At 69.4% G+C, this 21,574-nt stretch carries 22 protein-coding genes; 8 read left to right on the plus strand and 14 right to left on the minus strand.

Translation table 11 applies throughout. The features are described 5' to 3' along the window. Positions 1 to 133 precede the first annotated feature (133 nt). Positions 134 to 673, minus strand: a complete 540-nt coding sequence (locus QNO11_RS07750) for a gamma carbonic anhydrase family protein (protein ID WP_257509651.1) — start codon at positions 671 to 673, stop codon at positions 134 to 136. A 129-nt stretch (positions 674 to 802) separates the two neighbouring features. Here QNO11_RS07750 and QNO11_RS07755 point away from each other — a divergent pair, with 129 nt between their 5' ends. After that, entirely contained in the window at positions 803 to 1,288 is a 486-nt protein-coding gene (locus tag QNO11_RS07755) for a Dps family protein (protein ID WP_257509650.1), read from the plus strand. A gap of 53 nt (positions 1,289 to 1,341) precedes the next feature. Here the strand turns inward: QNO11_RS07755 and QNO11_RS07760 are convergent, their stop codons facing one another. From QNO11_RS07760 to QNO11_RS07785, 6 genes are read right to left on the minus strand one after another with little or no spacing between them, the layout of a single operon-like run. Further along, positions 1,342 to 2,844 carry an amidohydrolase gene (locus QNO11_RS07760; protein ID WP_257509649.1) on the minus strand — a complete coding sequence of 501 codons (1,503 nt, stop codon included), beginning with the start codon at positions 2,842 to 2,844 and terminating at the stop codon, positions 1,342 to 1,344. Next, positions 2,841 to 3,482 carry an FMN-binding negative transcriptional regulator gene (locus QNO11_RS07765; protein WP_257509648.1) on the minus strand — a complete coding sequence of 214 codons (642 nt, stop codon included), beginning with the start codon at positions 3,480 to 3,482 and terminating at the stop codon, positions 2,841 to 2,843. Before QNO11_RS07765 ends, QNO11_RS07760 begins: the two co-directional genes overlap by 4 nt. Positions 3,483 to 3,530: 48 nt before the next feature. After that, the gene (locus QNO11_RS07770) at positions 3,531 to 4,418 is read right to left on the minus strand and encodes a hypothetical protein (RefSeq protein WP_257509647.1); all 888 of its coding nucleotides are present in this window, start codon (positions 4,416 to 4,418) and stop codon (positions 3,531 to 3,533) included. Positions 4,419 to 4,464: 46 nt separating this feature from the next. Next, positions 4,465 to 5,463 (minus strand): Fpg/Nei family DNA glycosylase, encoded by a 999-nt coding sequence (locus QNO11_RS07775; RefSeq protein ID WP_257509646.1) that lies wholly within the window; start codon positions 5,461 to 5,463, stop codon positions 4,465 to 4,467. Continuing rightward, positions 5,463 to 6,008 carry a ribose-5-phosphate isomerase gene (locus QNO11_RS07780; protein WP_257509645.1) on the minus strand — a complete coding sequence of 182 codons (546 nt, stop codon included), beginning with the start codon at positions 6,006 to 6,008 and terminating at the stop codon, positions 5,463 to 5,465. Before QNO11_RS07780 ends, QNO11_RS07775 begins: the two co-directional genes overlap by 1 nt. 35 nt (positions 6,009 to 6,043) lie before the next feature. Continuing rightward, the gene (locus tag QNO11_RS07785; RefSeq protein WP_257509644.1) at positions 6,044 to 7,255 is read right to left on the minus strand and encodes a ferrochelatase; all 1,212 of its coding nucleotides are present in this window, start codon (positions 7,253 to 7,255) and stop codon (positions 6,044 to 6,046) included. Between the two features lie 106 nt (positions 7,256 to 7,361). On the opposite strand from QNO11_RS07785, the gene pepN reads away from it, so the two are divergent. The 4 genes from pepN (at position 7,362) to QNO11_RS07805 (ending at position 13,268) form a co-directional block, all read left to right on the plus strand. Then, the gene (gene pepN / locus QNO11_RS07790) at positions 7,362 to 9,917 is read left to right on the plus strand and encodes an aminopeptidase N (protein ID WP_257509643.1); all 2,556 of its coding nucleotides are present in this window, start codon (positions 7,362 to 7,364) and stop codon (positions 9,915 to 9,917) included. 120 nt (positions 9,918 to 10,037) lie between these two features. Next, positions 10,038 to 11,114, plus strand: a complete 1,077-nt coding sequence (locus QNO11_RS07795; RefSeq protein WP_257509642.1) for a mechanosensitive ion channel family protein — start codon at positions 10,038 to 10,040, stop codon at positions 11,112 to 11,114. Further along, positions 11,111 to 11,578: a globin gene (locus QNO11_RS07800; RefSeq protein WP_257509641.1), complete on the plus strand. Its 468-nt coding sequence runs from the start codon at positions 11,111 to 11,113 to the stop codon at positions 11,576 to 11,578. Before QNO11_RS07795 ends, QNO11_RS07800 begins: the two co-directional genes overlap by 4 nt. 28 nt (positions 11,579 to 11,606) lie before the next feature. Then, complete coding sequence (locus QNO11_RS07805) at positions 11,607 to 13,268, plus strand: FAD-binding dehydrogenase (protein ID WP_257509640.1); 1,662 nt, start codon at positions 11,607 to 11,609, stop codon at positions 13,266 to 13,268. A 6-nt stretch (positions 13,269 to 13,274) separates the two neighbouring features. Here QNO11_RS07805 and QNO11_RS07810 read toward each other — a convergent pair whose 3' ends face one another. After that, the gene (locus QNO11_RS07810; protein ID WP_257509639.1) at positions 13,275 to 13,946 is read right to left on the minus strand and encodes a DUF8185 domain-containing protein; all 672 of its coding nucleotides are present in this window, start codon (positions 13,944 to 13,946) and stop codon (positions 13,275 to 13,277) included. Positions 13,947 to 14,030: 84 nt separating this feature from the next. Here QNO11_RS07810 and QNO11_RS07815 point away from each other — a divergent pair, with 84 nt between their 5' ends. Then, positions 14,031 to 14,879, plus strand: a complete 849-nt coding sequence (locus QNO11_RS07815) for an acyl-CoA thioesterase (protein WP_257509948.1) — start codon at positions 14,031 to 14,033, stop codon at positions 14,877 to 14,879. On the opposite strand, the gene QNO11_RS07820 is transcribed toward QNO11_RS07815, so the two are convergent. Further along, a complete protein-coding gene (locus QNO11_RS07820; protein WP_285169937.1) occupies positions 14,851 to 15,159 on the minus strand; it encodes a hypothetical protein in 309 nt (102 codons plus the stop codon). The genes QNO11_RS07815 and QNO11_RS07820 overlap by 29 nt on opposite strands. Positions 15,160 to 15,318: 159 nt before the next feature. Between QNO11_RS07820 and QNO11_RS07825 the strand changes: the two genes are divergently transcribed. Further along, a complete protein-coding gene (locus tag QNO11_RS07825; RefSeq protein ID WP_257509637.1) occupies positions 15,319 to 15,918 on the plus strand; it encodes a dihydrofolate reductase family protein in 600 nt (199 codons plus the stop codon). A 286-nt stretch (positions 15,919 to 16,204) separates the two neighbouring features. Here QNO11_RS07825 and QNO11_RS07830 read toward each other — a convergent pair whose 3' ends face one another. Genes QNO11_RS07830 through ssb form a run of 4 tightly spaced genes read right to left on the minus strand, consistent with a single transcriptional unit; the run spans position 16,205 to position 19,611 of the window. After that, positions 16,205 to 16,681, minus strand: a complete 477-nt coding sequence (locus QNO11_RS07830) for an acyl-CoA thioesterase (RefSeq protein ID WP_257509947.1) — start codon at positions 16,679 to 16,681, stop codon at positions 16,205 to 16,207. A gap of 7 nt (positions 16,682 to 16,688) precedes the next feature. Then, complete coding sequence (gene ettA / locus QNO11_RS07835) at positions 16,689 to 18,368, minus strand: energy-dependent translational throttle protein EttA (protein WP_257509636.1); 1,680 nt, start codon at positions 18,366 to 18,368, stop codon at positions 16,689 to 16,691. A gap of 50 nt (positions 18,369 to 18,418) precedes the next feature. Continuing rightward, on the minus strand, positions 18,419 to 18,934 hold the full coding sequence (locus QNO11_RS07840; RefSeq protein ID WP_257509635.1) for a DUF6993 domain-containing protein: 516 nt from the start codon (positions 18,932 to 18,934) through the stop codon (positions 18,419 to 18,421). Positions 18,935 to 18,984: 50 nt separating this feature from the next. Continuing rightward, positions 18,985 to 19,611, minus strand: a complete 627-nt coding sequence (gene ssb, locus QNO11_RS07845) for a single-stranded DNA-binding protein (protein WP_257509634.1) — start codon at positions 19,609 to 19,611, stop codon at positions 18,985 to 18,987. A 256-nt stretch (positions 19,612 to 19,867) separates the two neighbouring features. Here ssb and QNO11_RS07850 point away from each other — a divergent pair, with 256 nt between their 5' ends. After that, positions 19,868 to 20,116 carry a hypothetical protein gene (locus tag QNO11_RS07850; protein WP_257509633.1) on the plus strand — a complete coding sequence of 83 codons (249 nt, stop codon included), beginning with the start codon at positions 19,868 to 19,870 and terminating at the stop codon, positions 20,114 to 20,116. 3 nt (positions 20,117 to 20,119) lie between these two features. Here the strand turns inward: QNO11_RS07850 and yczR are convergent, their stop codons facing one another. Beyond that, the gene (gene yczR / locus QNO11_RS07855) at positions 20,120 to 21,550 is read right to left on the minus strand and encodes a MocR-like transcription factor YczR (RefSeq protein WP_257509632.1); all 1,431 of its coding nucleotides are present in this window, start codon (positions 21,548 to 21,550) and stop codon (positions 20,120 to 20,122) included. Between the last annotated feature and the right edge of the window lie 24 nt (positions 21,551 to 21,574).

Consider the following 21,574-nt stretch of genomic DNA (forward strand, 5'->3'; position numbering starts at 1 on the left):
CGACATATCGCCACCCGCGATGTGCCGGGGCATTTGTCTTGGCGGCGGAATTCAGCCTGACGCGAGCGAAACCGCCCGAAATGGGGTGGAATGTGCCCCACAGGCTGAATTCCAACACCTCGGCGACGAAGACTCAGTCGACCCGCGTCACCGCGGAGTGGTTCTGCAGGTGCGCGCGGTAGATGTCGGCGTTGCGGCGTAGCTTCAGCCGCTCGTCGTCCGACAGCTCGCGCCGCACCTTCGCGGGGACCCCCGCCACCAGCGACCCCGGCGGGATGACCGTGCCCTCCAGCACCACCGCCCCGCCGGCGACCAGCGAACCGGCACCGATCACCGCGCCCGACAGGATGACGCTGCCCATCCCGATCAGCGAGCCGTCCTCCACCGTGCAGCCGTGGACGACGGCGTTGTGCCCGATCGACACCTTCTCGCCGATCACCACGGGGTGCCCCGCATCCACGTGCACCGTCACGTTGTCCTGCACGTTGCTGCCGGCGCCGATCGTGATGCTGTCGCTGTCGGCGCGCAGCACCGCGTTGTACCAGACGCTCGCCTCCTCCCCCAGCGTCACCGCGCCCACCAGGCGGGCCCCGGCGGCCACGAAAGCGGACGGCGGTATGCGCGGGGTGGAGCCGGATACGGAAAGGACAGAGGCTTCGTCGGCAACGGTCATGCCTTGAGGGTAGGCCCGCAGGGCCGATGCAACCTTCATTAGCCCAGCCTCAGCTTGCTTGCGGAATAACACGGCCTGAGTACCGTTGTCTCAAAGCGGGGTGACACCCCGCCGAATGGAGACGACGAAATGACGAAGAACCAGACCATCGCCGCAACCGCAGCCGACCCGACGGTGGCCGCCGGAACCGCGCAGTTCCTCACACCCGTCGTCATGGGGCTGCAGGCCCTCGTCGTCAATGGCAAGCAGGCGCACTGGAACGTCCGCGGCGCGAACTTCCAGTCGATCCACGAACTTCTCGACACCGTCGTCGAGCACGCCCAGGCGTGGTCCGACGAGGCCGCCGAGCGCATCGTCGCCCTCGGCCTTCCCATCGACGCGCGCCTGGCGACCGTCGCGCAGAAGGCCAAGCCCACCGCCGTTCCCGCCGGTTTCACGCAGTGGGATGCCGTCGTGCGCAGTGTCCTGTCCGACATCGACGGCGTGCTCATCGACGTCCAGGCAGCCATCGACGGTTTGGACGAGGTCGACCTCACCAGCCAGGACGTCGCGATCAGCATCAAGGCGGGTCTGGAGAAGGACCGCTGGTTCCTCTTCGCCCATCTGGCCGAGTAAGCCCCTAGATCTTCCACGAAGCCCCGCACCCCGTCGTGCGGGGCTTTGTCGTGTCAGCCGGCCACGTGGGTGAGGCGCGAGGCGATCATCGTCGCCGCGACGCCCATTGCCCGCAGGGTGGCCTCTTCCGCGACCAGCGGGTCGTGCGACACGACCGCGAGGTCGGCGACATCGCCGATGCGCAGGGCTGAACCCTCGGCCGAGCCCGTGGCGGTGGATGCCGCGAGAGCGGTGGCCGCCCCCACCGCCTGACCCGGTTGCCAGGGCTCCCGGCCATCGCGGGTGCGGTACACGGCAGCGGCCATCGCCGCCCAGGGATCCAAGGGCGACACCGGCGCGTCGGACCCGAACAGCAGGTTGACGCCGGCATCGGCGAAGGCGCGCAGCGGATAAGCCAGGGCGGTCTGGGTGGCCCAGACGCTGTCGGTGACGTCGCGGTCATCGAGCGCGTGCTCGGGCTGCACGCTCGCGCCGATGCCGAGCGCGGCGAAGCGGCGCACGTCGGAGTGCGCGACCAGCTGGGCATGCTCGATCGTGCCGGTGGCGCCGGAGAGCGCGAAGGCGTCGAGGGCATGCGCATTGGCGACGTCGCCGATCGCGTGGATCGCGCTGGACAATCCCCCGCCGGTGGCCCGCGTCATCAGCGTGATCAGCTCGTCCGGCGGCACCGTGAGCATGCCGTGGTTGAACGGGTCGCCAGGGTACGCGTGTGAGCAGGCGGCGGTGCGCGTGCCGAGCGACCCGTCGGTGATCACCTTCAGCGAGCCCACGCGGAACAGACCCGCCGGATCGACCGCGTCGCCGCTTTCCAGCCCCAGGCCGAGCGCACGGTCGAGGTCGGGCGGATAGATCCCGAACCGCGCGCGAAGCGTGTCGAATCCGGCGGCGGCGCGCCGCGCCCAGGCATCGGCGTTCCAGGCCATGTCGAGATCGACGATTCCGACGACGCCGCGGGATGCCGCAGCGCGCGCCATCCGGTCAACGGCGGCGTCCGACACATCGGTGGGAACGAGGTTCAGACGCCGGGAGATCTCGAACGCCGGCGACTCGCGCAGCAGCCCCGTCCCGCCCACCGGATGTCCCTCACGGCGCAGCGCGGCGGAGTTGAGCCAGACGCTGTGGACGTCAGCGTTGATGAGATATGTCGGCACGCCCCCGGTGGCGGCGTCCAGCGATTCGAGTGTGGGTTCGTCCGGCCACATGGCGTGGCGGAACCCCGTGCCCACCCGACGCCCGTCGTCGAGCACCGGGGCCCCGGCCATGATCCGGGCAGCGTGTGCTGCGCTCGTGGCGTGTCCCAGCGCTTGACGCTGGGACCCCAGCGCCCACTGGACGGTGTGCACGTGGTGGTCCCACAGCCCCGGCACCAGCCAACCGCCGTCGGCGTCGAGGACCACGCCGGTTCGCGGCAGTGCGCGCGCCGGCGCGATGTCGACGATCGCACCGGCGCGCAGGTGCACGTCGACCAGGTCGCCGCCGAACGGGTCGGTGCGGTCGGCGCCGGTCAGATGCGCGTTCGCGACCACCGTGACCTGTTCGCCCACGCCGGGGTTCATGCGCGGCCCGGGCGGGCGTCGAGCGCGCGCTGCATCTCGTCGGCCAGTCGAGGGTCGGCGTAGGGGCTCGACCCGGCATCCAACTCGGCGATGATCGTCTCCACCACCTCGTCGGGGCGGTTCTGACTCAGTTTGCGCTTGGCGACCACGCGCGTCGGCGTGAGCCGGAACCCGACGGTGCCCTTCTCGAGGCGGTGGATGAAGTCTGCGTCGTTCGGCCGCTCCCACATGAGCCGCGGCTGCGACATCCCGCTTTCGAAGCGGGCGACCAGCCGGTCGAGCACGGCGAGGTTCTCCTCCGGCGAGAGCAGTTCGGGCACGCCGCTGAGGTGCACGGAGACGAAGTTCCACGTCGGCACTGCGGCGACATCGCCGTACCAGCCGGGCGAGATGTAGCCGTGCGGCCCCTGCGCCACCACCAGCAGTTCACGCTCCCCCAGCCCGTGGATGAGGTCATCGGGCTTGCCCATGTGCGCCACGACCGTGAGGTCATCCCGGGTATCGTCCAGCAGCACCGCGTAGTGCGAGGCGACGAGCCCGTCCGGGGTGCCGCTGACGAGCGTCATCCACGGGTTCTCGTCGATGAGGCGGCGCAATTCTGCGACGTCCGTCATGGCGAAGCTGGGATTCTGGCGCATGCCCCCAGCCTATTTGCGTGCCACTACCGTCGTGTCGCGCGGGAGCGGTCAGATGTAGGAGCCGACGCGTTCCACGGCCAGCCCCGACCGCCACGAGTTGCGCGCCAACAGCACGGCGACCGTCATGAGGGCGATACCGATCGCGAGGGCACCGAACCCGTAGGCGGGGCTATCGAGATGCACGCCGAGCGGGCTGAGGCCCAGCGCGGCACCGGCGAAGCCGGCGATACCGAGCTCCGCGCGCCAGATGTGGGAGAACTTAGCCCACCACAGCTGGCGAGCAGAACCAGGGACGATGGTCGAGGAGTGACGTGCCAGCAGGTCGTTGTACGTCAGCTTCTTGAAGAGCGACAGCGCGATCATGGCCACGAGGATGCCGGTGAGCACGCCGTAGACCGTGACGGTGAACCAGAACTGGTCGACGGCGGACGAGCCCAAGGGGATGTCAAGGCTGCCCCGCGCATCGAGTACGACCGGCACGACCATCACCAGCGCCCACGCCGCCAGGGTGAGCCCGAGCAGGAGGACGTGCAGGCGGACGCTGATGGGCCGCAGGTGGACGCCGAAGGACCCGCCCGACTTGCCCTCGCTGACGACCACTTCCCACCGGCCGCGGACGGCGTACTGGCCGAAGAAGAAGCCGATCATCGACAGGCCCGCCATGAGGGTGGGGAACGCGATGGTCTCCGTGCCGCCGATGTCATCGGGGAAGACCTCGCTGATTCTGCCCCCGCCTGCCGTGTGGAGGAGCAGCCAGACCACCGCGCAGATCGCGACGAGCAGCGCGACGGTACCGACCAGGTTGCCGACGATGGCGATCACTTTTCGGGTGGTGGCGATCGAGCCCGTCGTCCGTCGGCCCAGCCCGTCCCGCGGAACCGGGCCGCGCGTTTTCGGCCGGGTGCTCGGTTTCTTGCGCTTCTTGGTTTTGGGCATGCGTGACTCCGTCGTCAGGGCCACGAGGGCCGGTGGGGGTGGTGTCTCAGGCCTGGCAGGAAGGGCACCAGTACAGCTTGCGGGTCGCCATCTCCTCGACGACGATCGCCGTGCCACACACGCGGCAGGGCAGCCCGGCGCGGTGGTAGACCCAGTGACGATCATCGCGGGAAGCCATCGCCTTGCGGTAATCCTCGGGCGCGAGGTCGTCCATGGTCATCATCTGGCCGGTCTCCACGCCGATGGTCAGCAGCCGCACCCAGTCACGCCACAGCGCCCGCACGGTGTCTTCGGGCACGTCGCGCCCCGGCGTGTGCGGATTCTGGCGCGCGCGGAAGAGCATCTCGGCACGGTAGACATTGCCGATGCCGCCGACGACGCTCTGGTCCATCAGCAGCTGGCCGATCGCGGTGGGCTTGCGCCGCACGATCGAGGTGAACCGTTCCTCGCCCGCCGCGACGTCGTCCACGAGCGGGTCGGGGCCGAGCTTGGCGACGGTGGCGGCCATCTCCTCCGGCGTCTGCAGCTCGCACGCGGTCGGGCCGCGCAGGTCGGCGCACGTGATGTCGGTCATCAGCCGCAGACGCACCTGTCCGACGATGGCCGGCGGCCACTCCAGGTCGTTGCCCAGGCCGGTGGTCTGCTCCGACATCCGCACGTGCACGCGCGTGCGCCGCGGCGCACCGATCGATGACAGCGAGTTCTCCCCCGCGGCATCCAGAATCGGAGCGTCCTCCAGCACGGTGCCGCGCTGGTTGGTCTGCCCCATCCGCCCGTTGGCGGAGGCGATGGTCGGGTCCATCAGGATCTCGCCGGCGAAGTCCCACGCGCCGTAGAGCCCCAGGTGTACGCGCAGCCACAGATCGCCTTCGAACGCGAGGAACATCTGCTTGCCGACGGCACGCACCTCGGTCGGCGTGCGCCCGTCGAGCACGGCGGCGCCCTCCGCGAAGCGGCCCTGCGGGCTGGATGCCGCAACGGGCCGTCCGACGAAGTTGCGGTCGAACTGCCGCGCGATGCGGTGGACGGAGTGACCCTCGGGCATCAGCCTGCTTCCGGGTCGAAGCTGCTGTCGTCGGCGGCGAGCACGTCGGGCTGCAACGCGTCGGCCCGCGGGTCGGGCTCGAGAGTCCCGTCGGTCTCGAACGCCGCGATCTGGGCGATGCGGCGGGCGTGACGCTCGTCGCCCGAGAACGGCGTGGCGATGAAACGGTCGATGAACGAGGCGGCCTGGTCGAACGTGTGCTGACGCGCGCCGATGGCGATCACGTTGGCGTCGTTGTGCTCGCGGGCGAGCTCCGCGGTGGCGATGCTCCACACCAGCGCGGCACGGACGCCCCGCACCTTGTTCGCCGACATCTGCTCGCCGTTGCCGGAGCCACCGAAAACGACACCGAGCGCTTCGACACCGGCATCCTGATCGCGCACGACCGCTTGGGCGGCGCGGATGCAGAACGCCGGATAGTCATCGAGCGCGTCGTACTCGAGCGGACCATGGTCCACGAGGTCGTGACCTTGCCCCGCGAGGTGGTGCTGCAGGTGCGTCGAGAACTCGAGGCCGGCGTGGTCGGTCGCGATGTGGATGCGCATGGGTCAATCCTAGGGTCGCCCATCCACCGCCGAGGCTAGGGGGCGACGCCGGCGGCGGCGGGCTTGAACCCGGCGCGCACGTTCTCGCAGCACCCCGGCCGGCACACGTCGAACCAGGGTCCCAGTTCCGTGCGGTGGGGGCGTTCAGTCACCGGTGTGCCCTCGAGCCGCTCCACGACCAGGTCGACCAGCCCGGAGACGTATGCGGGGTCCACGCCCGGCGTCGGCGTACGCACCGCGCGCAAACCGGCCTCCTCCGCCGCCTCGAGGGCCTCGGTGTCCAGATCCCACAGCACCTCCATGTGGTCGCTGACGAAGCCCAGCGGCACGATCGCGAGCGCACGCACGCCGGCATCCGGCAGTGTTTCGATCACTTCGACCACGTCGGGCTCGAGCCACGGCTGCGAGGGCGGGCCGGAGCGGGACTGATAGACCAGGTCCCAGGTGACGGATGCCGCGTCGGGTCGCTCCGCGACGACGTCGGACATGATCACTTCGGCCACTGCGCGGTGCTGCGCCGCGTAGGCGCCGCCGTCGCCCCAGTCGACATCACGCGGACCGGAGCGCTTGGCGTCGTCGATCGGCACACTGTGCGTGGAGAACAGCACCCGAATCTGGTCGGGGGCGACGCCGTCGTCGAGGAACCCGACGATCGCATCGCGCACGCCGGCGCTGAAGGGTGCCACGAACCCGGGGTGGTCGAAGAACTGACGCACCTTGTCGATCGTGACGACATCACCCAGGCCGGTCTCTTCCAGCACCCGCGCGAAGTCCTCGCGGTACTGACGGCAGCTGGAGAACGAGCTGTACGCGCTCGTGGCGATGCCGAGCAGAGTGGTGTGCCCCGCTGCTGCGGCATCCTTCACGGCGTCCTCGAGGTAGGGACCCCAGTTGCGGTTGCCCCAGTACACCGGCAGGGCGATGCCGCGGCGAGTGAACTCGTCCTCGATCGCAGCCTTGAGCGCGCGGTTCTGGTCGTTGATCGGGCTGACCCCGCCGAAGTGGCGGTAGTGATGCGCGACCTCTTCGAGGCGCTCGTCCGGGATGCCGCGGCCGCGCGTGACGTTGCGCAGGAACGGGATGACGTCGTCCTGTCCCTCCGGTCCGCCGAAGCCTGCGAGCAGGATCGCGTCGTAGGCGACGGGAACCTCGACATGGGGGGCGCCGGAGGTTGCTGCAGCCGAGGCGAAGGGGACCTTCGCGGGTTCGGCACTCGTGAACGGTGGGACATGTTCGGTGGAGCTCACCCCTCTATCCTCGCACCCACCGTGGGCGGGTCGCACGTGAAGCCTTAGGCTGTGGGGCGTGCCCGCGCAACCGGGACTTCACAGCCAAACCATTGGGAGAACCGCCGTGCCCGGAGAGAACCTCACCCGCATCGAAGCGCAGGAGCGCCGCGCAGTCATCGACCCCGCAGTGGCGGTCTCGTATGAGGTCGCACTGGATCTGACCCGCGGACCGGAGGTTTTCGGCTCGCGGACCACGGTGCGCTTCGCCGCCACCGAAGGCGCCGCTACCTTCATCGACCTCATCGCGCGTGATGTGCGGGAGATCACTCTGAACGGTCACACCGTCGACCCGGCGGCCGCCTTCGCCGACTCCCGCATCGCGCTGTCGGAGCTGGCCGCTGAGAACGAGCTGGTCATCGATGCCGACTGCCTGTACACCAACACCGGCGAGGGCCTGCACCGCTTCGTCGATCCCGTCGACGGCGAGGTCTACCTCTACTCGCAGTTCGAAGTGCCTGACTCCCGCCGCATGTTCGCCGTGTTCGAGCAGCCCGACGTCAAGGCGACCTTCCAGTTCACCGTCACGGCGCCGGAGCCGTGGAAGGTCGTCTCCAACTCCCCCACGCCGGAGCCGAAGCGTCACGGCGACGGCACGGCCACCTGGACCTTCGAACCAACCCCGCCGATCTCGTCCTACATCACCGCGCTGATCGCCGGACCCTACGAGGCGACCTTCTCCGAGCTCACCAGCGCTTCGGGGCGCGTCGTGCCGCTCGGCGTGTATGCCCGCAAGAGCCTGTGGCAGTTCCTCGACGCCGACTACGTCTTCGACAAGACGCGCGAGGGCTTCGCCTACTTCGAGGAGAAGTTCGACTACCCGTACCCGTTCGCCAAGTACGACCAGCTGTTCGTGCCGGAGTTCAACGCCGGTGCGATGGAGAACGCCGGCGCGGTGACGTTCACCGAGACGTACGTGTTCCGCAGCAAGGTGACCGACGCCGCCAAGGAGCGCCGGGTCGTCACGATCCTGCACGAGCTGGCACACATGTGGTTCGGCGATCTGGTGACGATGCGCTGGTGGAACGACCTGTGGCTGAACGAATCGTTCGCCGAGTGGGCCTCGACGATGGCGACCGCGGAGGCCACGGAGTGGACCGAGGCGTGGACCACCTTCAACGCGATGGAGAAGACCTGGGCGTACCGTCAGGACCAGTTGCCGTCGACTCACCCTGTCGTCGCGGAGATCAACGATCTCGAAGACGTGCAGGTCAACTTCGACGGCATCACCTACGCCAAGGGCGGCTCGGTACTCAAGCAGCTGGCCGCGTGGGTCGGCATCGAGCAGTTCTTCGCGGGCGTCGCTGCCTACTTCAAGAAGAACGAATGGTCCAACACCGAGCTTTCCGACCTGCTGGTCGAGCTCGAGAACACCAGCGGCCGGGACCTGTCGACGTGGTCGAAGAAGTGGCTGGAGACCGCCGGGGTCAACACGCTCTCCCCGGAGATCGCCACGACCGACGACGGCACCATCACGCGGTTCGCCATCGTGCAGACCGCCCCCGCCGACTACCCCACGATCCGCCCGCACCGCGTGGGCGTCGGCTTCTACGAGCTGCAGGGCGACGCCCTGGTGCGCGTGCACCACGAGCAGCTCGACGTCGACGGCGACCTCACCGAGGTGCCACAGCTGAAGGGCCTCACGCGTCCCGATCTCGTGCTGCTCAACGACGAGGACCTGGCGTACGCGAAGATCCGCCTCGACGAGCGGTCGCTGCAGACGGCCATCGCGCACCTGCAGGACATCACCGACCCGCTCGCACGTTCGCTGGTCTGGGGTGCCGCGTGGGATCAGACCCGCGACGGTGAGTCCGCCGCGAGTGACTACGTCGACCTGGTGCTGCGCAACATCGGCACCGAGACCGAGTCCACCACGGTGCGCACCACGCTCGGCCAGCTGCTGCTCGCCGCGAACTCGTACGTCACGCCGGAGCGACGGGAGGCGACCCGCGCCCGCGTCGCGGACGGCCTGTGGGAGCTGGCTCAGGCCGCCGAGGCCGGAAGCGACAGCCAGCTGCAGTTCGTCACCGCGTTCGCCGGTGCCGCCAGCACCCCCGCACACGCCGAGACGGTGCGGGCGCTGCGCACCGGCGAGACGGCGCTGGAGGGGCTGGAAATCGACACCGACCTGGCGTGGCAGCTGCTGATCTCGCTGGCAGCGGCCGGCAGCGTCACCGGTGCCGACATCGACGAGGCCCTCGCCGCAGACAACACCGCCAAGGGCGGCGAGTTCGCCGCCCAGGCTCGGGCCGCGCTGCCCGACGTCGACGCCAAGCGGGCCGCGTGGTCGTCGCTCATCGATACCGCGGATGCTCCGAACACGATCGTGCGCGCCGCCGCAGCCGGGTTCGTCCACCCCGCCGGCCGTGACCTGCTGGCCGAGTTCGTGCCCGCATACTTCGACATGCTGCTGCCGATCTGGGAGTCGCGGACGTACCAGATCGCGCAGTACCTGATCGTCGGGCTGTACCCCGCGCCGCTGGCCGATGTGGCGCTGCGCGACGCCACGCGCGGGTGGCTCGCAGCCAAGCAGGACGCACCTCCGGCGCTGCGCCGCCTCGTGGCCGAGAACCTCGCCGGCGTGGAGCGCGCCCTGGCTGTGCAGGCCCGCGACGCCGAGTAGGCATCACGTCACCACCGCGCCCCGGCGCCCACCTGCGTGGGCTGCCGGGGCGCGGTGTGTGTCCGCCGCCACCCCACTCCGCTCAGGCGGCACCGAGGCCCCGTCGCTAGGATCGAACGAATGGACGACGTGACCAACCCCGACTTCTGGCAGCGAATACTCGACTTCCTGGTCGCCGCCGGCTGGAACCTGCTTGCGGTGGCTCTGATCATCGGCGGCGGCTGGGTGGCGGCGTGGGTGCTGCGCCGCGTCATCCACCGCACCGTCGACCGCATCGTCACCGGAGCCAAGTCGAAGGCGCGCGTCGAGGACACGCAGGCGCTGGATCGCTCACCGATCGCTCAGGTGCGCCTCGTGCAGCGCACCCGCACACTCGGCACGATCCTGCAGAACATCGTCAACGTGGCGATCGTCATCGTCGTGGTGCTGCTGGTCGTGCAGGTGATCGCCCCCACGGCTCTCGGCTCGTTCGCGCTGCTTTCGGCGGCCATCGGTGCCGGTCTGGGTTTCGGCGCGCAGAACATCGTCAAGGACGTGCTCAACGGCATCTTCGTGGTCGCGGAAGACCAGATCGGCATCGGCGACGTCGTCGATCTCGGCCTTGCCACCGGCGTCGTGGAGTACGTCTCGGTGCGCGTCACCCACGTCCGCGACGTCAACGGCACGCTCTGGTACGTGCGCAACGGTGAGATCCTCCGTATCGGCAACATGTCGCAGGGCTGGTCGCGGGTCATCATCGACCTCGCGGTGCCCGTCGACGCCGACATCGACGAGGTTGAGCGGGAGATGCTCGAGGCCGCGCGCAGCATGCAGAAGGATCCCCGGTGGCGCACCCGGGTGCTGGAGAACCCCGAGGTGTGGGGCCTGGAATCCATCGACGGCGACGCCCTGGTGATCCGGTTGGTGATGAAGACGCGCCCCAACGCGAAGGACGACGTGGCACGCGAACTGCGGATGCGGCTCAAGCGCTCGATCGACGCCATGGGGCTGTCCCTGCCGCAGCTGAACTCGATCGTGCTCTCCGGTATCGACGGTGCCCAGCGCGTGCGCGGCGCCAATCCGCCCATGACCAAGCCCACCCCCACCCCCGCCGGCGACGCGCGGCCGGTGTGGAAGCCCAAGCGCACCGGCAAGCCCACACCGCCGACGGAGCCCGGCGGCGCGGCATCCACCGGCAAGGAAGAGAAGCCGATATGACCGAGGGCACCCCGATGTCGTTCTATGACGAGGTCGGCGGTCACGAGACGTTCGTCCGCCTCGCCGCCGCGTTTTACCGTGGCATCGCCGACGACGACGTGCTCCGCCCCATGTACCCCGAACTCGACCTGGAGCCGGCGACGAACCGACTGGCGATGTTCCTGGAGCAGTACTGGGGTGGGCCGAACGATTACAGCCAGCAACGAGGTCACCCACGCCTGCGGATGCGGCACGTGGCGTTCCACGTGAACCCGGATGCCCGTGACCGGTGGCTCGCCCACATGCGCGTCGCGGTGGACGAACTGGGCCTTTCTCCCCTCCACGAGGCCACCCTGTGGGATTATCTCGAGAGGGCGGCGCACGCGATGGTGAACACGTTCGAACCGACCGGCATCGGACCAGCATCCGCCGGTCGCGATACGAGCGGGCTCACCCTCGTCACCCGGCCGCCCGAGCCCAGCTGAATCACGCTTCGACGACGAAGGAGTCGCCATGACCGCCCCCGCCGCAACGGATGTCCTGATCATCGGCTGGGGGCTGTCGGGCCTGGTTGCCGCCGCGGAGGCCGCGGCTCTCGGCAAGCGGGTGGTGATCGTCGACCAGGAGCCGCGCACCAACCTCGGCGGGCAGGCGTGGTGGTCCTTCGGTGGCCTGTTCTTCATCGACTCCCCCGAACAGCGCCGTCTCGGCATCCGTGATTCGCCTGATCTCGCGCGGCAGGACTGGTTCGGTACGGCGGGGTTCGATCGTGACGAGGATGCCTGGCCGCGCCGCTGGGCCGAGGCCTACCTGGACTTCGCGCACCACGAGAAGCGGGCCTGGCTGCGCGAGAAGGGCATGGGCTTTTTCCCCATCGTGGGCTGGGCTGAGCGCGGCGGTTACACCGCCACCGGGCCGGGGAACTCCGTCCCGCGCTTCCACATCACGTGGGGCACGGGGCCGGGTGTCATGGCCCCGTTCCAGGCAGCGGTCGAGGAGGCCGAAGCGCGGGGCCGCATCACGATCCTCCCCCGACACCGCGTCACCGCCCTCACGGTCGCAGGCGGCGCCGTCACGGGGGCCAGCGGTGAAGTGCTCGCCCCGTCCGGCGCGGCCCGAGGCGTCCCGACCTCACGAGAAGTGGTCGGCGGCTTCGACATCGCTGCGGGCGCCACGATCGTCACCTCCGGCGGCATCGGCGGTAACCACGACCTGGTGCGGGAACGGTGGCCGGAGCGCCTCGGTACCCCGCCGGCATCCATGGTGGCGGGGGTGCCTGCGTACGTCGACGGGCACATGATCGCCACAGCGGCGGCGGCGGGGGCGCACGAGATCAACGGCGACCGCATGTGGCACTACGTCGAAGGCATCCAGAACTGGAGCCCGGTGTGGCACCGGCACGGTATCCGCATCCTCCCCGGTCCGTCGTCGGTGTGGCTGGATGCCACCGGCGCGCGCCTTCCGGTGCCCCTGTTCCCCGGCTTCGACACGCTCGGCACGCTCGCTCACCTGCGGCGCACCGGTCATGACCACTCCTGGTTCGTGCTGTCGTACAAGATCATCGAGAAGGAGTTCACGCTTTCGGGCTGCGAGCAGAATCCCGATCTGACCGGCAAGCACGTGCCGCTGCTGCTGTCGTCGCGCCTGGGCAAGGGTGCCAGCGCTCCGGTACAGGCCTTCCTCGATCGCGGCGCAGACTTCGTGGTGCGCGACAACCTCGACGACCTGATCGCAGGGATGCGGGCGCTGCCGGGCGGTGACGTGCTGGATGGTGCGACGGTTCGCAGCGAACTGGAGGCGCGCGACCGCGAGATGGCCAACGACTTCACCAAGGACGCCCAGATCGCGATGCTGCGCTCGGCACGGTCGTTCCGGGGCGACAAGATGGTGCGCACGGCTGCCCCGCACCGCATCTTGGATCCCGCTGCCGGACCGCTCATCGCGGTGAAGCTGCACGTGCTCACGCGAAAGTCGCTCGGGGGCATCGAGACCGACCTGCACTCGCGCGCCCTCGGCGCGGACGGCGCGGCGATCCCGGGGCTGTTCGCGGCGGGTGAGGCGAGTGGGTTCGGTGGCGGCGGCATGCACGGCTACCGCGCGCTGGAGGGGACGTTCCTGGGTGGATGCTTGTTCAGCGGCCGAGTCGCCGGGCGAGCGGCGGCCGCGTTGGTCTGAATCCGGTCAGGCCGTCGCGCCGGTCGTGCGCACCGGCGTGAGCCCGGACTTCACCGGTCCCCGCACGAGCACGTGCCCGCGTCGGAAGGTCAGCCGGGTCCACGCGCCGGCGGTGCGCAGCGACACCGTCTCCGCGCCGCCGATGAACCCCAGTCCGAACGCGGCGAACGCGACCCCCAGCGGCAGGTCCGACAGCGCGGCATCCGCTGGCCCCCACACCGACGCCCGCACCGTTCGTACGGCGTCCTCGCCGGCGTCCCGCGGCACCGTCTCGGCCACCGCGGCGATGCCCCACTGGGCGCGGGCCGCGATCGTCGCGGCATCCAGTGTCGTCGCCTCCGCCCAGCCCTCACGCGGCGGCGCGATGCCCGCCCACGGCGCGGATACGGCCACGTCGGGCAGCTCCAGCGCGGTGGGGTCCTCCGACATGACCAGGGCGGTGCCGTCCACGACGATGTCGGTGACCAGCTCGGGGTCCACCGCCGAAACCCGCAGGCCCAGCACCGTGGGGGTGCCGTCGAGCAGCCCGCGCGGCGCGAGCGGGGCGCAGGTCATCAGCAGCGTGCCGCCCGACGCCTGCAGGCGCACCGCGCCGTCGCCTAGTCGGGTTGCGCGTGAGGCGAACGTGGCGGCGTCGGCAGCGGCGCGGGGATCGGGGAAGTGAAGGCGGTGCGGCATCCGGCCTAAACTATCAACCGGTGCTGACCGCGCCGTGCAGACAGGAGAAGCGTGACCGATTCGAAGCCCGATCCTGTCGCGCGAATGCTCTCCGTGATCGACCTGGCGGCATCGGCTGCCCGCACGACCGAGGACATCTTCACCGGCGCGTCCCACGCGATGCCCACTGGCCGCGTCTTCGGCGGCCAGGTGCTGGCGCAGGCGATCGCGGCCGCGGCTCGCACGCTCGGCCCGGAGCGGGTCCCGCATTCGATGCACGGCTACTTCCTGCGTCCCGGTGACGCGTCCAAGGGCATCACCTTCGCCGTGGACCGCATCCACGACGGCCGATCGTTCTCCACGCGCCGCACCCAGGCCTACCAGGAGGGCGTGCCGATCTTCTCGATGATCGCCTCCTTCGAAGATGAGGACCCGGGGCTCGAGCACCACGCGCCCATGCCCACGGATGTGCCGGCACCGGAAGACCTGCCGAGCATCGATGAACTGAGCCCGGTCACGCACCCGGTGTCGCAGCGGGCGCTCGCCGACGGGCCGATCGAATTGCGCTACATCTCGTCGCCGATCTACGACACGGTGGAGGGCGACCACGTCGCGCAGCAGGCGGTGTGGATGCGCACGCGCTCTGCGCTGCCGGACGATCCGGCGCTGCACCGCGCGGTGCTGGCCTACCTGAGTGATCTCACGATTCAGGAGCCGGTGCTGCGCGCACACGGCCTGGCATGGTCGACTCCCGGGCTGAAGGTCGCGAGCCTGGACCACGCCATGTGGTGGCACCGTTTCGGTCGCGTGGACGAGTGGGTGCTGTACGTGCAGGAGTCCCCCAGCGCCCGCGGCGGACGCGGCCTGTCCACAGGTCGCATCTACAGCAGGGACGGCGCACTGCTGGCCAGCGTCGCGCAGGAGATCATGGTTCGGGTGCCCGGCCTGCGCTGAGCCGCGCCGCGGTGTTGCGTGCCGGGTTGCCGCCGCGCGGGGTGAGCCGCACCGGGCGACCGGTGGCGGTGCTGACCATGACGACGACCGCGGTGGAGCGGGCGTACAGCGTCTGCGGCGTCTCGCCCCGCGGGCTGAACACCTCGTAGCAGACGTCGCGCGCGATGCGATCGACTGCCCCTCGATCGCCGGCACTCGTTGATATCTCTTCGTCGAGGTAGCCGAACGTCTTGCGAGACCTGAACATAGAGATAGCTCGGGTGTCGTCGCCGACTCCCATCCGATGCTGAGCTCTTGCATCGGGTTCTCGACTCCCCTGGCTAACGCTGCAGGTGTAAACACTGTGACGGTCTTGAGGAACAATTGTCGATCGGGTGATCGCGTTCGTTGAAGTAGTGAAGCCGCCCCCAGAGGTGACTCGGAACAAGGGAGCAATACCGTGAATCTCACGATCTCGATCCAGGTCAGCGTCGACGGCGTCATGCAGGCAAATGGCGGCAACAATGACGAGCTCGACCCCGGTTTTGCGCGCGGCGGCTGGGCCATCCCGACCGGCGACAAGGAGTCGGCCGCGTACATCGCTTCGACGTGGCAGCGCGCCGACGCGTTCCTGCTCGGCCGCAAGACGTACGGACTGTTCGCGAGCTACTGGGGTGGTCAGGCCGACGACTCGAACCCGTTTTCGGGCGCGATGAATCCTCGGCCGAAGTACGTCGTGTCCAACACCCTGACCGACCCGGCGTGGAAGAACACGACGGTGATCTCGGGGGATATCGCCGCGGGCATCAGGGAACTGAAGGCACAGCCGGGAGGCGAGCTGGTGGTCGTGGGCAGCGGCGTGCTGGCGCGCTGGCTGCTCGAGAACGAACTCGTCGACGAGATCAACCTCATCGTGTGCCCTGTCATCGTGGGAGACGGCCTTCGGCTGTTCCCGCAGCAAGGCAAAGACTTCGGTCTCGAACTGGCCGAGACGCGGGCGTTCCCGACCGGTGTCCTCGCTCACACCTACCGGCTCACCGGCCGCCCCAACTACGCCTGAGAGGACCAAGCCATGCGGACCGTTCGTCGAAGCCACGGAGTGGGCCGCCGGATTCTGGATCATCGACGCGCCTGACCTGGACGTCGCCCTCAAGCTGATGTGCGAGGGCTCGAAAGCCTGCAACCGTCGGCTCGAAGTGCGGCCCCTCCTGTCGGATCCCTGATCGACGCGCAGGACGCCTTGACCCGCGCCCACCGAGACGAGTGGGCACGGGTCGTGGCGACAACCGCCAGGCGCCTGGCTCACCACGACAGCGAGCCGCAAGGCGATCGTGCGTGTGCCGCCGTCAGCGGCGGTGCGCGTAGACGATCGGGTCGCCGACGTACGGCTCCCATGCCTCGCGCATGCGCGGGGTGAGCCGCACCGGGCGACCGGTGGCGGTGCTGACCATGACGACCACCGCGGTGGAGCGGGCGTACAGCGTCTGCGGCGTCTCGCCCCGCGGGCTGAACACGTCGTAGCAGACGTCGATGCTCGAGCCGCCGAGGCGCCCGATCCACAGCTGCACGTCCAGCGGACGCTGCTGATAGGGCACCGGCGCCAGGTACTCGATCTCCTGGCGCGCGATGAGGGTCATCGTCTCGCCATGGACGTTCAACCCCGCCTCCAGCACCGCGGTGGGCGGGCCTTCCATTCCGGCATCCGGCTGCCAGAAGGCGCGCAGACGCGCTTCTTCGAGCAGCTTCAGCAGGGAGGTGTTGTTGACGTGGTTGAGCGCGTCCAGATCCCCCCAGCGCAGGTGGATCGGGACGTGCACCCGCATCGCGGTGTCAGTCACGCGTGAGCTTGCGGTAGGTGGACCGGTGCGGGTTCGCCGCATCCGGGCCGAGCCGCTCGACCTTGTTCGTCTCGTAGGCTTCGAAGTTGCCCTCGAACCAGTACCACTGGCCGGGGTTCTCCTCGGTGCCCTCGTACGAGAGGATGTGCGTCGCGATGCGGTCCAGGAACCACCGGTCGTGTGTGATGACCACGGCGCAGCCGGGGAACTCCAGCAGCGCGTTCTCGAGCGACTGCAGCGTCTCGACGTCCAGGTCGTTCGTCGGCTCATCCAGCAGCAGCAGGTTGCCGCCCTCCTTGAGAGTGAGGGCGAGGTTCAGCCGGTTGCGCTCACCACCGGAGAGCACGCCGGCCTTCTTCTGCTGGTCCGGGCCCTTGAAGCCGAACTTCGATACGTAGGCGCGGGACGGGATCTCGATCTTGCCGACCGTGATGATGTCCAGGCCGTCGGAGACGACCTCCCACAGCGACTTGTTCGGGTCGATGTTGGAGCGGGTCTGGTCGACGTAGCTGATCTTGACCGTTTCGCCGATCTTGAGCTGACCGCTGTCGAGCGGCTCGAGGCCCACGATGGTCTTGAACAGCGTGGTCTTGCCGACGCCGTTGGGGCCGATGACGCCGACGATGCCGTTCGGCGGCAGGCTGAAGCTCAGCCCGTCGATGAGCACCCGCCCGTCGAAGCCCTTCTCGAGCTTCTTCGCCTCGATCACGATGCCACCCAGGCGCGGGCCCGGCGGGATCTGGATCTCTTCGAAGTCGAGCTTGCGCGTGCGATCGGCTTCCGCCGCCATCTCCTCGTAGCGGGCCAGACGCGACTTGGACTTGGCCTGACGGCCCTTCGCGTTCGAGCGGACCCACTCGAGTTCGTCGGCCAGTCGCTTGGCGAGCTTGGCGTCCTTCTTGCCCTGGACGGCGAGGCGCTCGCCCTTCTTCTCCAGGTACGTCGAGTAATTGCCCTCGTAGCCGATCAGGCGACCGCGGTCGACCTCAGCGATCCACTCCGCGACGTTGTCGAGGAAGTACCGGTCGTGGGTGACGGCGATGACGGCGCCTGCGTACTTCTGCAGGTGCTGCTCGAGCCACAGCACGCTCTCAGCGTCCAAGTGGTTGGTCGGCTCATCCAGCAGCAGCAGGTCGGGCTTCTGCAGCAGCAGCTTGGTCAGCGCGACGCGGCGCTTCTCGCCACCGGAGAGGTTCGACACCGAGGCGTCGCCCGGGGGCGTGCGCAGGGCGTCCATCGCCTGCTCCAGCTGGGAGTCGAGGTCCCAGGCGTCGGCGGCGTCGATCTCTTCCTGCAGGGTGCCCATCTCGGCCAGGAGCGCGTCGAAATCGGCATCCGGGTCGGACATGAGAGCGGAGATCTCGTTGAACCGGTCGACCTTCGCCTTGATCGCGATGCCGTCCTGGATGTTCTCCAGCACGGTCTTGCTCTCGTCGAGCACCGGCTCCTGCATCAGGATGCCGACGGTGAAGCCGGGCGTCAGCTTCGCCTCCCCGTTGGAGGGCGTGTCCATCCCGGCCATGATCTTGAGGATCGTCGACTTGCCGGCACCGTTGGGGCCGACCATGCCGATCTTGGCACCGGGGAGGAACGACATCGTGACGTCGTCGAGGATCAGTTTGTCGCCGACCGCTTTGCGGGCACGGACCATCTGGTAGATGTACTCAGCCATATCCGTTCAAGTCTACGGGGCGATCGGCCGGCCGCAGACTCCTGCGCACGTCACCAGTCGATGGGGCGGGTGGCGCCGAGCAGGCACCCGCCGCCGGCGAGAGCGGCCGTGGCCACGGTGACCACCGTGCCGGTGACCGGTCCGACCTGGCCGACGAGGCACTCCTGACCCCACTGCACCGAGAACTGCAGCGTCTCGACGGCGTTGCCGATGGTCGTCACGTCGTCGGTCACCTGCATCGCGGCCTTGTCGAACCCTGCCGCGACGAGGGCGTCGATGTACGCACGGCCCTCGGCCTTCTGCGGGGACGCCCAGACCGACTCGGCCACCGCAGTGAACAGCGGCAGGTTGTCCTCGGCCGTGCCCGCGGGCATCAACTGCGGCGCGGCGGGCTCGGTCGCCGTCGGTGTCGGTGCGGGCGTGGGTTCAGGCGCGGTGGTCGCAGGCGTGGACGGTGCGGGCTGCGGTTCGGCGGTGCATCCGGCCAGCAGAACCAGCGCGAGCGCGATCACCACCGCGGTCGCACCGCGACGAGGGGCGGGGGCGGTGGCGGTGAGTCGGAGCACTCCGGAAGTCTAGGGGGGTATCCCACACGTCCGTTCCGGTGACCAGACGTTCAGAAGGGCGGCTCGTCACCACCGGCGCCGGCCCACGCCAACTGCCGTTCCTCCAGCGACTGCGCGTCGTCGCCAGGCGTGTGGCCCTGGGTCGCGGGTGCGCCCGCCGGTAGAGGCCCCTGGCCGAGGCCGACCGAGGTGGTGTCAGTTCCTGTGGGCAGAGACCAGCCGTTGGCATCCACCGCTGCCGGTGGCGCGTCGGAGGCGGGCCGCTGCTCCCCCGGGTCCCCCGCCTCCCCCGACTCGCCCGGGCCGCCGGACTCGCCGGGCCGCGCGGCGCGTGTGAAGACGGTCGTGCCCCAACGCAGGTCGGGGCCGACCGCGTAGGCGTCGATGTCGGCGGTGACGCCGCTGCGGCTTTCGTTCTCCCACGTGCGCAATCGCAGCGTGCCGGTGACGATGACCCGGTCGCCTTTGCGCAGTGACCGCAGTGCGTGTTCGGCGAGTCCGCGGAAGGCAGAGACGTGGTACCAGTTCGTATAGGCGTCGACCCAGGTGTTGGACTCCTTGTCATAGCGGCGCTGGGTGCTGCCCACACGGAACGCGACGATGGTGTCGCCACCGGCGGTGGCGCGGCGTTCCGGGTCGGCGGCGAGGTTGCCGGTGACGGTGATGGATTCGCTCATGGTGGTGCTGTCCTCTCGGTGTCGGGCGGGCAGAGCACCCGCCACTCCGGCACCCGCGTGCCCGTCGGGTGCCGGAGCACTCCCACCCTGTCGCGGTGTGAAAACCGGTGTGGGGCGGATGGGGGCGAAACGGGGAGGGATCGCCCACTTCGCTGGCTGGGGAGGAAGCGTGCCGTCACATCCCGCGCGTTCGCGCCGGTGATGGCACGCAATGTCGGAGGTCGTACATATGTTCGATATGCGAAAGGAGAATGACATGATCACCACCAGCAGTCCGGCGCTGCGCAGCCGCTTCGGCGCTCTCCGTCTGATTCCGGCAGGACTCGAACTGTGGCGCGTCGTCGACGACGCCGGACGCATCCTGGGCCACCTCCAACGCGCGGCCGAGGGGGCCGACGTGCGCTACCGCGCACTGCGCTATCACCGCGGGCACGCTCGACTTCTGCCCATCGGGGACTTCTGGTCCGCCGACGATGCCGTGGAGTGCCTGCGTCGCGGCGGATGAACCTCACACCACGGCTTCGAGCGGTTCGCCGAACTGGGCGGGGGTCTCGCCCCGCACCCGATCCCACGCGCGAGAGAGAACCTCGACTGCGCGGACGAGCTGGTCCGCCGGCGCGGTGAAGGGCAGCCGCAGATGGCGCTCGTGTCCCCCATCGATGGAGAACCGGGGACCCGCCGAGAGCAGCACACCCTCGTTGCGTGCCCGCAAGACCAGCGACGAGCTGAGCGGTGCGCCCAGGCCCACCCACAGTGCGACACCGCCGGCGGTCGACGGGACCTGCCACTCCGGGATGTGTGCGGATAGCGCAGCCGTGAGCGCGTCGCGGCCTTCGCGAAGCACTGCCGCGCGTTGTTCGCGAATGGCCGGCATGTGCGCGAAGAGCGCCGCCGCGATCGCCTGCTCGAGTTCCGGCGTGCCGAGTTCTCGTGCCGGTCGGGCCGCCACGAGGCGCCGGATCACGTCCGGATCGGCGCGGATCCACCCGATCCGCAGTCCGCCCCAGACGGTCTTGCCCAGGGAACCGACACGCAGCACGGTGCGGGAGGAAGCAGGAGCGATCGCGAATGACGCCTCAGCCGACGTCTGGTCGATGCCGAGGTCGGCGGTCGTCTCGTCCAGCACCAGGAAGGTTCCGGCGCGCTCGGCGGCGGTGAGAATGGTCTGCTGCTCCTCCGGGCGCATTGTGCGACCGGTGGGATTCTGGAAGCGGGGCATGAGGTACGCCAGCACCGGAAGGCTCCGGGAGAACACCTGTGTGGCGCGGTCGAGGTCCCAACCGTCCTGGGTCGTCACCGGCACACCGATCAGCCGCGCGCCGGCGGCAGCGAAGGCGTCGGCGGCATGCGGGTACGTCGGCGTCTCGAGCACCACCGGGTCACCCCTGCCCACCAGCACACCGGCGATGAGGTGGATCGCGCTCTGCGCGCCCGTGGTCACCATGATCTGCGACGGATCGGTGGCGATGCCTCGTGCGCTGTAGTCGTCGGCGATCAGCGCGCGCAGGGCAGGTGTGCCGAGCACGTCGTAGCCCGAGCGCGCGACGATGCTCGGGGCGTCGGAGGCGACGGCAGCTATCACACCGGCAAGCCCGGGCCACGCTGCCGGACTGGCCTGCTGCAGATCGATGGAGTCGGTGTCGGGCGTCACCCGTCCCACGTCGCGCCGGCCCAGCGGCATCGTGATGCTCCCCGAGCCGCGCACGCTTTCGATATGGCCGGAAGCGCGAAGGCTGCCGTAGGCAGCGGCCACCGTGCTGCGGCTGAGGCCGAGTGCGGCGGCGAGTTCCCGCTCTGCGGGCAGCGCGGTGCGCGGTGCGATGCGGTTGTCCAGGCACAGCAGCCGGATGCCGTCTGCGAGTGCTTCGTAGGCGGGTTCACGGGTGCGCCAGCCGCCGAGCGCGGCCGTGAGCGCCCGCGCGGAGATGCGGGAGAGCATGGCGCCACATTATCGCAATTGGAC

The organism is Microbacterium sp. zg-B96 (assembly GCF_030246865.1).
Lineage (GTDB): Bacteria > Actinomycetota > Actinomycetes > Actinomycetales > Microbacteriaceae > Microbacterium.